Origin of the sequence: Dechloromonas denitrificans, assembly GCF_020510665.1 — a bacterium.
Classification (GTDB): domain Bacteria; phylum Pseudomonadota; class Gammaproteobacteria; order Burkholderiales; family Rhodocyclaceae; genus Azonexus; species Azonexus denitrificans_B.
This window is the reverse complement of sequence record NZ_CP075187.1, coordinates 2,545,717-2,560,426: the sequence shown is the minus strand read 5'-3', so window position 1 is coordinate 2,560,426 and position 14,710 is coordinate 2,545,717. Positions and strand designations below refer to the sequence as shown.

The following is a 14,710-nucleotide window of genomic DNA, read 5'->3' as shown; positions in this document are numbered from 1 at the left end:
ATAAATGAAAAATGTGACATTAGCCCTAAATGTTTGAGGATTTTCGCCGTTATAACCGGTGGACACTATTGTTTCGTCCTGTGGGCGGCGTTGGTTGGCGGGTAACGCAGGCGCGACAGGACGAATAACTCTGAAGGGATAGCATCATGGCTTCAATCGTTCTGGGTATGACCACAGCGCAAATCGCTGCGCTGACGACAACGCAGATTGTTGCGCTGAATACAGACGACTGGGCGTCCCTCAAGACTACTCAGATCGCTGCGCTGACGACGACCCAGATCCAGCATATCGAGACGCAGGATCTGGCGGCGCTTTCGACGACCCAGTTTGCCAAGGGTTTTACCACGGCACAGATTGCTGCCCTGACCACCGACCAGGTTTCGTTCCTTGAAACCGCCGATGTGGCCGCCCTGACGACGGCACAGATTGCCGCCCTGACGACGAACCAGATTGCCCTGGGCCTGACGACGGCTCAGGTAGTCGCACTCAGCACCGACCAGATTTCCAAGGGCCTGACGACGCGCCAGATCGCCGCGCTGACGACGGAACAGATTGTCGCGCTCGATACATCCGATGTTTCCAGCCTGACGACCGCCCAGGTCGTTGCCTTGGGGACCGATCAGGTGGCCGCACTTGAAACGGCCGATATTGCCAATCTGAAAACAGCCCAGATTGCGGTGCTGAGCACGACCCAGGTTGCCCAGGGTCTGACCACGGCCCAGGTCGTTGCGCTGACGACGGCGCAGGTGGCTCAGGGTTTGACCACGGCTCAGGTCGCTGCGCTGTCCACGGATCAAGTGGCGGCGCTCGAAACGGCCGATGTCGCCGTTCTGCGTACCAACCAGATTGCGGCGCTGAGCACGACCCAGGTTGCCCAGGGTCTGACCACGGCGCAGGTCGTTGCGCTGACGACGAGCCAGATTGCCCAGGGCCTGACGACGCGTCAGGTTGCCGCTTTGACGACCGAGCAAGTGGTCGCACTGGAAACTTCCGATGTCGCCAATCTGACGACCAGCCAGCTGGTTGCGTTCGGAACGGATCAGATTGCCGCCCTCCAGACGGCCGATATTGAAGCGATGAAAACGGCGCAAATTGCGGCGTTGACCACGACACAAGTGGCGCAGGGCCTGACCACGGAACAAGTGGTGGCACTGACCACGGCGCAAGTGGCCCAAGGTTTGACGACGGCGCAAGTCGCCGCACTGACGACGGAACAGGTTGCCTCGCTGCAAACGGCGGATGTTGCCGCCCTGCGGACGAACCAGATTGCCGCGATGAGCACGGCACAAATCGCCGAGGGTTTGACCACGGCCCAGGTCGTCGCCTTGACGACGAACCAGATCGCCTTGGGTCTGACGACCGCTCAGGTTGCAGCCCTGACGACCGATCAGGTGGTTGCGCTTGAAACCGAAGACGTGGCCAACCTGAGAACGGCTCAGGTGGTCGCGCTGAAGACGGATCAAGTTGCCGCCCTCCAGACGGCCGATATCGAAGCGATGAAAACGGCGCAAATTGCGGCGTTGACCACGACACAGGTGGCGCTGGGCCTGACCACGGCTCAGGTTGTCGCCCTGACGACGGCCCAGGTGGCTCAGGGGGTGACTACATCGCAAGTTGCGGCACTGACGACGGAGCAGGTTGCGGCGCTGCAAACGGCAGATGTCGCCGTGCTGCGTACCAACCAGATCGCCGCGATGAGCACGACGCAAGTCGCCGAAGGTTTTACCACGGCACAAGTCGTCGCACTGACGACCAACCAGATTTCACAGGGTTTGACCACGGCGCAGGTTGCCGCGCTGACGACCGATCAGGTCGTGGCGCTGGACACCGAAGATGTGGCCAATCTGAAGACGGCGCAGGTTGTTGCGCTGAAGACCGATCAGGTGGCTGCGCTGCAGACGGCCGATATCGAGGCGATGAAAACCGCCCAGATTGCCGCGTTGACCACGACACAGGTGGCAGAGGGCCTGACTACCGGACAGATTGCCGCCTTGACGACGGCACAGGTCTCAGCCGGTCTGACCACGTCGCAGATTGCGGCACTGACCACTGAGCAGGTGGCTGCCATCGAAACGGTCGACGTTGCTGTTCTGCGTACCAATCAGGTTGCTGCCCTCAGCACGACACAAGTTGCCCAGGGTCTGACGACTGACCAGGTGGTGGCCCTGACCACGACGCAAGTCGCCAAAGGTCTGACGACGGCACAGGTTGCCGCCCTGACGACCGATCAGGTCGCCGTACTGGAAGGTGTAGACCTGGCCGTGCTGACGACCGGTCAGATTGTCTGGCTGTCGACGGATCAGATTGCGGCTGTCAAAACGAGCGACATTGGTCTGCTGACCACCGCCCAGATTGCAGCGCTGACGACGAACCAGGTTGCCTTGGGTTTGACCAGTGCCCAGGTCGTTGCCCTGACGACGGCCCAGGTTGGTGCCCTGACGACGGCCCAGGTTGCCGCCCTGACGACCGAGCAACTGAGTGCCATCGAAACGACCGATATCTCCATCCTGAAGACGGCACAAGTCGCTGCCTTGAGTACGGCGAATGTTGCGGTACTGAGTACGGCTCAAATTCTGGCGCTGACGACGGCACAACTGGCGGCGCTGACGACGGCTCAGGTTGTGGCGCTCGAAACGGCAAATATCGTCGCTCTCGAAACAGCCGATTTTGCTGCCCTGCAGACGCGCCAGATTGCTGCATTGACGACGGATCAACTGGTTGCCGTTGAAACAGCCGATATTGCGGTCCTGAAGACCCATCAGGTGGCAGCCCTGACGACGACTCAGGTTGCCGCGATTACCAGCGCCCAGCTTGTCGCCATGACCACCGAGCAAATCGCCAAGGGGATGACGACAGCCCAGGTAGCTGCCTTGTTGACCGATCAGATTGTTGCTCTCGAAACAGGTGATCTGGCAGCGCTGACCACCGCCCAGATTCAGGCTTTGACGACGACACAGGTGGCCGCTGTCACGACCGCAGGGATTGCTGCGCTGACGACTGCTGGTGTTGCTGCACTGACGACCAATCAGGTCTCGAAGGGGCTGACGACCGATCAGATCGCTGCGCTGACGACCCTGCAAATTGCCTCGGGCCTGACGTCGGCCCAGTTGGTGTCGATGACGACCGACCAGATCGCCGCATTTGAAACGGCTGATATTGGCAAGTTGAAGACCAGTTATGTTGCCGCGCTGACGACTCAGCAAGTCGCGCTGGGCCTGACCAGTGTTCAGATTGTTGCCATGAGCAGTGCTCAACTGGCTTCGCTGACGACGGCGCAGGTTGTCGCTTTGTCCACAGAAAATGTTGCTGCGATTGAAACCTCAGATCTGCAGTCGCTGACCACCGCCCAGATCGGTGCTCTGAAAACGGTACAGGTTGCCGCGCTGACCTCCGATCAAATGGTAGCCTTGACGACCAACCAGATTGCCAAGGGACTGACCACGGCACAAGTCACTGCGCTAACCACTGAGAATCTGGCAGCCATGGAAACGGCCGATGTCGCCGTATTGACCACCGGCCAGGCGCTTGCTCTGGGTACTGCCGGCATTGCGGCACTGACGACAGCGGGTGCTGCAGCACTCAATACTGCGGCCGTCGCAGCATTGACGACCAATCAAATTGCTTTGGGTTTGACCTCGGAGCAGTTGGCGGCGATGACCACCCACCAGATCGTTTCCTTGACGACCGATCAGGTCGCCAAGGGGATGACGACCGACCAGGTTGCCGGCTTGACGACAGCACAGGCTGCCGCTCTGCGGACGATGCAGGTTGCTGCGTTGTCTACTGCCAACGTTGCCGCACTGGAAACAGCCGATGTCGCGGTGCTCAAGACCGCACAAATTGTTGCACTGACGACGGCTCAGATAGCGTCCGGGCTGACGACGGATCAGGTCGTTGCGCTGACGACAGGCCAGATTCAAGCTTTGACGACCGCCCAGTTGCAGGCGATGACGACGGACGGTATTGCCGCAATCGAGACGGCCGACTTTGCGGTCTTGAAGACGGCACAGGTCGCTGCACTGAAGACCTCGCAGGTTGCCGCACTGACCAGTGCGCAAGTGGTTGCCCTGACGACGGAACAAGTCGCCAAGGGTCTGACGACGGCGCAGGTTGCCGCACTGACGACGGACAACATCGCTGCACTTGAAACGGCTGATGTGGCTGCCCTGACGACAAGCCTGGTTTCCTCTCTGACGACATCCGGTGTGGCTGCGCTGACGACGGCCGGTATTGCTGCGCTGACGACGGCCGGTGTCGCTGCGCTGACCACGGCACAGCTGGCTTCCGGCCTGACGACGGATCAGGTGATTGCCTTGACGACGGCTCAAGTCCAGGCGCTCAAGACGAACCAAATTCAGGCATTGACCACCGACGGTGTTGCTGCGATCGAGACGACTGACTTTGCTGTACTGAAGACGGCGCAGATTGCTTCCTTGCTGACCTCGCAGGTTGCCGCACTGACCAGTGCGCAAGTGGTTGCCCTGACGACGGAACAAGTCGCCAAGGGTCTGACGACGGCGCAGGTTGCCGCACTGACGACGGACAACATCGCTGCACTTGAAACGGCTGATGTGGCTGCCCTGACGACAAGCCTGGTTTCCTCTCTGACGACATCCGGTGTGGCTGCGCTGACGACGGCCGGTATTGCTGCGCTGACGACGGCCGGTGTCGCTGCGCTGACCACGGCACAGCTGGCTTCCGGCCTGACGACGGATCAGGTGATTGCCTTGACGACGGCTCAAGTCCAGGCGCTCAAGACGAACCAAATTCAGGCATTGACCACCGACGGTGTTGCTGCGATCGAGACGACTGACTTTGCTGTACTGAAGACGGCGCAGATTGCTTCCTTGCTGACCTCGCAGGTTGCCGCACTGACCAGTGCGCAAGTGGTTGCCCTGACGACGGAACAAGTCGCCAAGGGCCTGACGACGGCGCAGGTTGCCGCACTGACGACGGACAACATCGCTGCATTTGAAACGGCTGATGTGGCTGCCCTGACGACAAGCCTGGTTTCCTCTCTGACGACATCCGGTGTGGCTGCGCTGACGACGGCCGGTATTGCTGCGCTGACGACGGCCGGTGTCGCTGCGCTGACCACGGCACAGCTGGCTTCCGGCCTGATGACGGATCAGGTGATTGCCTTGACGACGGCTCAAGTCCAGGCGCTCAAGACGAACCAAATTCAGGCATTGACCACCGACGGTGTTGCTGCGATCGAGACGACTGACTTTGCTGTACTGAAGACGGCGCAGATTGCTTCCTTGCTGACCTCGCAGGTTGCCGCACTGACCAGTGCGCAAGTGGTTGCCCTGACGACGGAACAAGTCGCCAAGGGCCTGACGACGGCGCAGGTTGCCGCACTGACGACGGACAACATCGCTGCATTTGAAACGGCTGATGTGGCTGCCCTGACGACAAGCCTGGTTTCCTCTCTGACGACATCCGGTGTGGCTGCGCTGACGACGGCCGGTATTGCTGCGCTGACGACGGCCGGTGTCGCTGCGCTGACCACGGCACAGCTGGCTTCCGGCCTGACGACGGATCAGGTGATTGCCTTGACGACGGCTCAAGTCCAGGCGCTCAAGACGAACCAAATTCAGGCATTGACCACCGACGGTGTTGCTGCGATCGAGACGACTGACTTTGCTGTACTGAAGACGGCGCAGATTGCTTCCTTGCTGACCTCGCAGATCGCCGCGCTGACTAGCGCCCAGGTGGTTGCCCTGACGACGGATCAAGTCGCCAAGGGTCTGACCACGGCACAAGTGGCTGCGCTGACGACAGCCAGTGTCGAGGCTCTCGAAACGGCTGATGTGGCTGCGCTGACGACGAGTCTGGTGGCGGCGCTGACGACTTCCGGCGTTGCCGCACTGACGACGGCAGGAATCGCTGCGCTGACGACGGCCGGTGTCGCTGCGCTGACGACGGCACAGCTTGCTTCCGGTCTGACGACCGAGCAGGTGGTTGCACTGACTACCGCCCAGATTCAGGCACTGACGACGACGCAACTGCAAGCACTGACGACGGATGGCGTTGCAGCCATCGAGACGACGGACTTCGCGGTGCTGAAAACGGCGCAGGTGGCTGCACTGAAAACTTCGCAGATCGCTGCGCTGACCAGTGCCCAGGTCGTTGCCCTGACGACCGATCAGGTTGCCAAGGGTTTGACGACTGCACAAGTTGCCGCACTGACGACGGATAACATCGCTGCGCTTGAAACGGCCGATGTCGCTGCGCTGACAACAAGCCTTGTTTCTTCCCTGACGACTTCCGGCGTTGCCGCACTGACGACGGCAGGAATCACTGCGCTGACGACGGCCGGTGTCGCTGCGCTGACCACGGCGCAGGTTGCTTCCGGCCTGACGACCGAGCAGGTGGTTGCACTGACTACCGCCCAGATTCAGGCACTGACGACGACGCAACTGCAAGCCCTGACGACGGATGGCGTTGCAGCCATCGAGACGACGGACTTCGCGGTGCTGAAAACGGCCCAGGTGGCTGCACTGAAAACTTCGCAGATCGCTGCGCTGACCAGTGCCCAGGTCGTTGCCCTGACGACCGATCAGGTTGCCAAGGGTCTGACCACGGCCCAGGTAGCTGCGCTGACGACAGACAGCATCGCTGCACTTGAAACGGCTGATGTGGCTGCTTTGACGACGAGTCTGGTGGCCGCGCTGACGACATCCGGTGTGGCCGCGCTGACGACGGCAGGAATCGCTGCGCTGACGACGGCCGGTGTTGCCGCGCTGACCACGGCGCAGCTTGCTTCCGGTCTGACCACGGAGCAGGTGGTTGCTCTGACCACGGCCCAGATTCAGGCTCTGACGACCACTCAGATTCATGCGCTGACGACGGATGCTGTGGCAGCGATTGAGACGACCGATTTTGCGGCCCTGAAAACAGCGCAAATTGCTGAGTTGAAGACTTCGCAAGTGGCCGTGCTGACCAGCGCCCAGGCGGTTGCTTTGACGACTGGCCAGATTGGTTCGCTGACGACGGCTCAAATCGGTGCTTTGACCACAGACAATGTGGCTGCTCTTGAAACAGTCGATATTGCCGCATTCAAGACTGCTCAACTGGCTGGTTTCTCGACGACTCAACTGGTTGCCTTGAGTACGGGGCAGGTCGAGGCTTTCACCACGGCACAAGTGGCTGCCTTGTCGACCGATCAAATTCAGGCGCTGAGTCTTGGCACGCCGCTGGTGCTCGATCTTGACGGCGACGGCATCGAAACGCAGAGCATCCGCAACGGCGTCCAGTTCGACCTGTACGGCACGGGCGAGAAAGTCCAGACCGGCTGGGTGAGCGGCGGCGACGGCCTGCTGGTGCTGGATCGCAACGGTGATGGCAGCATCAACGGCGGTGGCGAACTGTTCGGCGAAGCAACGGTACTGTCGAACGGCCAGAAGGCGAAGACCGGCTACGAAGCACTGGCCGATCTAGATAGTAATGCCGACGGCGTGATCAGCCAGGGCGATGCAGCCTTCGATCAACTGCAAGTCTGGGTCGATGGCAATTCGGACGGCATCAGCCAGGCCGGCGAACTGTTCAAGCTGAAGGATCTGGGCATCACCGAACTGAGTCTGAATGCGACCTCGTCGCCGACCCAGAACAACGGCAACATCGTTGGTCTGAACTCGGCCTACACGACGGCCGACGGTCAGAGCCACGAAATGGCCGACGTCTGGTTCCTGACCGGGAAAGTGAACAATCTGGTCCAGGCGATGTCGACCTACGGCGAGTCGGGCAGCACGAGCAATGCGCTGCCGGTCGATCCGGTCAGCCAGGCGACGGGCAGCAGTGCGACGAGCACGGTGGGTCAGCTGGTCGGTGTACTGAATCAGTACGATCCGAACGGTCAGCCGCTGCTCGGCAATGCGCCGAGTGCAGCGCCGAATCTGGTGCCGCAGCCGCTTGATCCGAACAATCCTGCGGTCAACGGCTTGTTGGCCAACGGAAAGTAAGTTTCCAGCCTCCTCAACGGCACTCCTGAATCAGGGGTGCCGTTTTTATTTGTGACCCGTTTTTTTGCATCAAACAGGCAGTGCCGGATCGGGGCGATTAAAAAGATTCTGCCTGAATGCTGCGCAGGGGCCGAGATTCAGGTATTTTTGTCAAATTATTCGCATGTCTGGAGATGCCGTTGGAAAACAATCTGCACATTGGCGGCCGTGAGCCGAAAGATGGCTGGAAAATCCTGAATATTCAGGCCGGGCCTGCGGTCGATTACATCGGTGATATTTGTGATCTTTCCCAGTTTGCCGACAACAGTTTTGATCGCATCTACGCCAGCCATGTGCTTGAGCATGTCGCCCAGACCAAGGTGCTCGGTGCTTTGTCCGGAATTATCCGGGTGCTCAAGCCGGGCGGAGAGTTCATGGTTTCGGTGCCGGACCTGGAAATTCTCTCTCACCTGATCATCAGCCCGACCGCTTCGGTGGACACTAAATTCCACGCTATGCGGATGATGTTCGGTGGTCAGGTTGATCCGCACGATTTTCATTACTTTGGATGGACGCCGCAGTTTCTCCAGTCCTTCCTGACGCAGGTCGGATTCCGTGAAATCAAGCGGGTCGACTCTTTCGGCTTGTTCTCGGATACCAGCGATTTCAAGCCGTATGGTTTTCCGATCAGCCTTAATATCAGCGCGCGGAAATAGCTTGCTTCGGTGTGGCCGGGGAGGGCTGCACGAATGATGTTTTCGATAAAGCAATGATCTTTCGTACGGAATAGCTCAGGATGAATGCCAAGGTACCTCAAAAAACAACGCAGCCCGATACGGTCAACCCGATCGCCCAGGCCCTCGAATTGCAGCAGCAAGGGAAAGTGGTCGAGGCCGAGGCAGCCTTTCGCAGCATTCTGCAGAGCAATCCGAACGAAGCCGTGTCGCTTTATTCGCTCGGGATCATCGTGCTCGGGCGCGGTCAGCGCGAAGAGGCGCTGGCGCTGTTCCGGCATGGTTGCGAGACATCCCCGGCTTTTGCCTACAACTGGTTTGGCTATGCCAACACGCTGCAAGCCCTGGGGCGTCGCGATGAGTCGCTGCTCGCCTACGACGAGGCGATCAAGGCCAAGCCGGACTACATCGAGGCGCTGGTCAATAGCGGCGTGCTGCTGCGCGACATGTATCGCCACCACGAAGCCTTGACCCGCTTCAACCAGGTACTGGAAATCGATCCGAATTATCCGAATGCGCTCGGTAACTGCGCCATTCTGCTGACCGAGTTCAAGGAAAGTGCCAAGGCGATTGCCTTGCTCGAACGCTTGCTCGCAACAACGCCCGGTTACGATTACGGCCTCGGCCTGCTGATGTACGAACGCCTGCATATTGGCGACTGGAGCAATTTCGAGACCGAGCGCGAACGGATCATTGAAGGTGTGAGGGCCGGCAAGCGAGTCTGCAAGTCGCTGGCTTTCATGGCGCTCTCCGATACCGCAGCCGATCATTTCGAATGCGCCAAGATTTTTGCCAGCCAGTATTGCCCGCCGGCCAAGGAACCGCTCTGGAAGGGCGAGCAATACGGCCACAAAAAGCTGCGCATCGCCTATGTTTCTCCCGATTTGCGCGAACATCCGGTAGGGCACCTGATGTGCGGCATCTTCGAACATCATGACAAGAGCCGTGTCGAGACGATCGCCATCTCGCTCGGGATCGACGACAAGAGCCGCTTGCGTCAGCGCATGCTCGATTCCTTTGATCATTTTGTCGATGTGCGTGGCTGGACCTCACAAAAGATCGCCGAAAAAATGCGCGAGATGGAAGTCGATATCGCGATCGATCTCGCCGGCTACACCGCGGATTCACGGATTGATCTGTTTTCCTGGCGCCCGGCGCCGGTACATATCAATTTCCTCGGCTATCCGGGAACCTTGGCGGTCGATTACATGGATTACATCCTGGCCGACCGCCACATCATTCCGCCGGAACATCAGGCCTTCTTCAGCGAGAAGGTCATTTACATGCCGGATTCGTATTTGCCGACAGACCAGAACCTGGCCATCGCCGACGAGACGCCGACACGCGAAGCCTGCGGTCTACCGGCCAGCGGGGTCGTTTTCTGTTCCTTCAGCCACGATTACAAGATTGCACCACCGCTCTGGAAAGTCTGGATGTCGCTGCTCCAGAAGGTGCCGGACAGCGTGCTCTGGCTCGTTGCGCGCAATGAGCTGACCCAGGCCAACCTGCGTCGTTCGGCCGAGGCCTATGGCATTGCCCCGGAGCGCATCATCTTTGCCGGGCGCGTGCCGCGCGTTGAAGACCATCTGGCGCGTTATCGCCTGGCCGATGTCTTCCTCGATACCTGGCCATACAACGCCCATACCACGGCAGCCGATGCGCTGACAGCCGGTCTGCCGGTGGTGACTTACATGGGCGGCGCCTTCCCGGCTCGTGTGGCCGGCAGTTTGCTGCACGCCATCGGCCTGCCCGAGCTGGTGACCCATTCCTGGGAAGACTACGAAGCGCTGGCGCTCAAGCTGGTGACGGATCGCGATCTGCTGGCCGATGTGAAGCGCCGTCTGGCCGAAAACAAGAAAACCCATGCGCTGTTTGATACCGCATTGTTCTGCCGCAATCTGGAAGAGGTGCTTTTCTCTGTCGCCAAAACGCCGCTCGACGAGGCGCCAGCGATCGACGTGCCGGATCCTGCCGTCGCCGAGCCGGCCGTGCCGGTCGGGCTGGCTGCGCTGGAGGGCGAACTGGAGAGTGCCGCCCAGTTGATCGCCCAAGGCAATTATCCGCAGGCGGAATTGCATGTTCGCTTGTACCAGCGGGCCGGCGGCCAGAATCCGCGTGCCGCGCGCCTGCTCGATCAAGTGGCGCATGGTTATGGCTTGCCGCAGGGCTTTGAATTGACCGAGAAGACCCTGCCGGTTGCTGCCGGTGAAAAATATCTGTTCATCCGTGCCTGGGGCTACGGTTTCTGGAGCGATGTGCACCATGTGCTCGGCCAGTTGCTGGTTGCCGAACTGACGCATCGCGTGCCGATCATTTGGTGGGGCGAAAACAGCTTGTTCCGCGATGCCGCCAATCCGAATGCCTTCGAGTTGTATTTCCAGCCGATTGCCCGACGCAATCTGGCCGAGCGTCTGGGCAGCCTGTCGATTTACCCCGCCAAGTGGAACAAGGACAATCTCTACGGTCCCGCGGTCAACCCCTGGCAGGGGCCGGATTCCAGGATGGCCGCGCCGTTCCTGTTTGCCCGGCCGGAAGATGTGGTGGTCAGCGATTTTTACGCCACAGTGGCCTCGATTCAGCCATGGATGGCACCGAGCTCAGCCTATTTCGGATTGAGCGACGAGGAAATCTACGCCCGTCTGTGTGAGAAATATCTGCGGCCGGCGCCGACGATCAGCCAGAAGGCCGAGGCGTTTTATCAGGCCAATATGGCCGGTCGGCACTGGGTTTCGGTTCACGTGCGCGGCTCGGACAAGGTGCATGAATCGCCTGAACTGCATCGAACCAATTTGCAATACTTTGGCTTCGTCGACCGTATCGTTGAGCTGAATCCGGAGATTGGCGTTTTCCTGCTGACCGACTCGATCGAGGTTCACGAGAGCTACAAGGCGCGCTACGGCGACCGTCTGGTGACCACGCCGGCCTTGCGGACCGATACCAATGTCGGCATTCACCTGCAGGGCCATGACGGCTATGCAGTCGGCGAAGAGGTGATGATCGACGTGCTGCTGGCGATTCGCGGCAGCTATTTCATCGGCAACAAGGAATCCAATGTTTCGCTGGCTATTTCCAGCCTGAAACGCTGGCCGCCGAATTTTGCCTTCCTGCTCGGCGATAAGAGCGGGCGGTCGGAAAACTGGTTCCTTTATCGCGGGCATACCCGGACGCTGGAGGCCTGCCGTCTGTGCAATTCGTCGCTTGAACTGGCCTTCGAGCGCGAGGTGCTGGCCCGTTATCCGGTCAAGTACTACCGCTGTTCCGGCTGTGGTGCCTTGCAGACCGAGCGGCCTTACTGGCTGGGTGAGGCGTATTCGGGGCTGGCTGAACGTTTTGATACGGGCAAGGCCTCGCGTACCACGGTCAACTTCCTCGTTTTGCCCAAATTGCTCGATATCCTCGGCATACAGAAAAACGACCGGGCACTCGACTTTGGTGCCGGCACCGGTTTGCTGACGCGCCTGATGCGCGATGTTGGCTACGACTTCTTCGCCTACGACAAATACGGCTCGGGCGAGTTTGCCGGCGCCTACCTGTGGCAGGAACTGGCGCATCGTTGCCGACTGGTCACCATGTTTGAAGTGGCCGAGCATTTTGATGATCCGCTGGCCGAGTGGGGAAGGATCTTCGCGCTCGATCCGGAGGTTGTTATCGGTAGCACCGGTATTTTCCAGGGGCAGGGCGCCGACTGGAATTATTTGTCGCCGGAATCCGGTCAGCATCTCTTCTTTTACTCGCTCGATGCATTGTCCGTGCTGGCCGCCAGGTTTGGCCGCACGGCCTACCATGTCGGGATGTATTTCATTCTTGTCAAAAAGCCGCTTGAGCCGGCAGCCTTGGCGGAAATCCAGGTGTGGCGCGATGGCCTTTATCCGGCCGGGAAAAACACCTTCGACCAGTGGCTGGGCAATCCTTATGGCAACGCGGTGCGCGACAATGCCGAAATCCTGGCCCGGACGCGCCTGCGCAACGGCCAACGGCGGATTGCCATCGACGGTGTTTTCTTCCGCTTCAATACGGGGATTTCACGGGTCTGGCGCAGTTTGCTGGCCGAGTGGTCGGCCACCGGTTTTGGCGAATTCCTGGTGGTGATTGACCGCGAGCGTACCGCGCCGCGTTTCCCCGGCATCTGCTATATCGATGCGCCACAGCACCAGTACGCCGACATTCCGGCCGATCAGCGCATGTTGCAGGCCATCTGCGACCAGGAAGGGATCAGCCTGTTCATTTCGACGTACTACACCACCCCGGTGACGACCCCGGCAGCGTTGATGGTGCTCGACATGATTCCGGAGGTCATGGGCTTCGATCTGCAGAATCCGCAGTGGCTCGAAAAGCACCGGACGATTCGCTACGCCAGCAAATACCTCTCGATCTCGGAGAGCACGGCGCGTGATTTGCGGCGTTATTTCCCGGAAATTCCGGCAGAGGATGTGGTGACCAGCTACTGCGGATCGGACTTCCGCAAGCCGCCACTGGCCGATGTCGAGCGATTCAAGCAGAAATTCGGTATTGAGCGCCCCTATTTCATGATTTCCGGTGTGCGCAGCGACTACAAAAATGCGGTGCTGTTCTTCAAGGCATTCGCCGAACTGGGCGATGCGCGCAAGGACTACGCCATTGTTTGTACCAACTCGAACTACGCCCTGGAGCCGGAAACGGCCGGGTTGGTTGGCGATGCAGCGGTGCACATGGTGGTCTTGTCCGACGCCGAGTTGCAATGCGCCTATCGCGGTGCGATTGCCCTGGTCTACCCGTCGCGTTACGAAGGTTTCGGCCTGCCTGTGCTGGAAGCCATGGCCTGTGCCTGCCCGGTGATTACCTGCCGGATCAGCTCGCTGCCGGAAGTTGGCGGCGAGGCGGTGCGTTATGTCGACCCTGACGACCCGGCGGAAATGTTGCAAGCCATTCAGGAGGTGCAGGTTCCGGCGCGGCGTGAAGAGTTGCTGGCGCTGGGCGAAGTCCAGGCCAAGCGTTTTTCGTGGGCGAAAATGGCGCGCGAAGTCGAGCAGGCTTTGGCAACCTGGGCTTGCGAGCTGCCCGGCACAGGAGAAAAGCGCTGATGAAAGCATTGATTTGTGGTGCCAATGGCCAGGATGGCAGCTATCTGGCCAAACTGCTCCTGGCCAAGGGTTACGAAGTCTGGGGAACATCGCGTGATGTCCAGACCTCATCCTTGTCCAACCTGAAAGCCTTGGGGGTTGAGCAGCAGGTTCATCTCGTTTCGATGGCCCCGAACGACTTTCGCAGCGTGCTCAACGCTTTCGACCGGAGCGATCCGGACGAGGTCTACTATCTTTGCGCCCAGAGCTCGGTCGGCCTGTCCTTTGAACAACCGGCGGAGACACTGGACAGCATCGTCATGGGCGTCCTCAATTTGCTTGAGGTCATCCGGCTGCGCAAGAAATCAGTGCGCTTTTACCATGCCAGTTCAAGCGAGTGTTTTGGCGATACGAGCGAGTTGCCGGCGGATGAGAGCTTCCCGTTCCGGCCGCGCAGTCCCTATGCCGTGGCCAAGGCGTCGGCGCACTGGCTGGTCAGCAATTACCGCGAATCGTATGGCTTGTTCGCCTGCAACGGCATCCTCTTCAACCATGAGTCGCCTTTGCGCCCCGAACGCTTCGTGACGCGCAAAATTATCCAGTTTGCCCGGCGTATCGGTGAGGGGAGCGGTGAGCGCCTCAAGCTTGGTCGCCTCGACATTTGTCGCGACTGGGGCTGGGCGCCGGAATATGTCGATGTGATGTGGCGCATGCTGCAGGTCGATCAGCCGGATGATTACGTCGTGGCAACGGGGGAGTCGCATACCCTGGAAGATTTTGTGGCGCAGGCCTTTGCGCTTTACGGGCTGGATTGGCGGGCGCACGTCGATGTATCACCCGAGCTGTTCCGGCCGACCGATTTGCAATGTAGCCTGGGTAACCCGGCGCGGGTTCGGGATCGGCTGGATTGGCAAGCGCAATACCGGATGAGCGATGTGATCCGGATGATGAGTGTCGCCTGAACACCCGTGAATTGGCTGGACAAGCCTGTCTC

The 14,710-nt window shown here is 59.8% G+C and carries 4 protein-coding genes; all 4 read left to right on the top strand.

Features of this window, described 5'->3' with window-relative positions; translation table 11 throughout:
• Positions 1 to 146: 146 nt before the first annotated feature.
• Complete coding sequence (locus tag KI614_RS12085) at positions 147 to 7,964, top strand: heme utilization protein (protein ID WP_226405971.1); 7,818 nt, start codon at positions 147 to 149, stop codon at positions 7,962 to 7,964.
• Positions 7,965 to 8,143: 179 nt separating this feature from the next.
• Complete coding sequence (locus tag KI614_RS12080) at positions 8,144 to 8,659, top strand: class I SAM-dependent methyltransferase (protein WP_226405970.1); 516 nt, start codon at positions 8,144 to 8,146, stop codon at positions 8,657 to 8,659.
• An 80-nt stretch (positions 8,660 to 8,739) separates the two neighbouring features.
• Positions 8,740 to 13,737 carry a glycosyltransferase gene (locus KI614_RS12075; protein ID WP_226405969.1) on the top strand — a complete coding sequence of 1,666 codons (4,998 nt, stop codon included), beginning with the start codon at positions 8,740 to 8,742 and terminating at the stop codon, positions 13,735 to 13,737.
• Positions 13,737 to 14,678: a GDP-mannose 4,6-dehydratase gene (locus KI614_RS12070; RefSeq protein WP_226405968.1), complete on the top strand. Its 942-nt coding sequence runs from the start codon at positions 13,737 to 13,739 to the stop codon at positions 14,676 to 14,678. Before KI614_RS12075 ends, KI614_RS12070 begins: the two co-directional genes overlap by 1 nt.
• The last annotated feature ends 32 nt before the right edge of the window (positions 14,679 to 14,710 follow it).

What these genes read in the sequence shown, in the direction of transcription:
- KI614_RS12085 (WP_226405971.1), top strand. Translation starts at nt 147, where the DNA reads ATGGCTTCAATCGTTCTGGGTATGACCACAGCGCAAATCGCTGCGCTG.
- KI614_RS12075 (WP_226405969.1), top strand. Translation starts at nt 8,740, where the DNA reads ATGAATGCCAAGGTACCTCAAAAAACAACGCAGCCCGATACGGTCAAC.
- KI614_RS12070 (WP_226405968.1), top strand. Translation starts at nt 13,737, where the DNA reads ATGAAAGCATTGATTTGTGGTGCCAATGGCCAGGATGGCAGCTATCTG.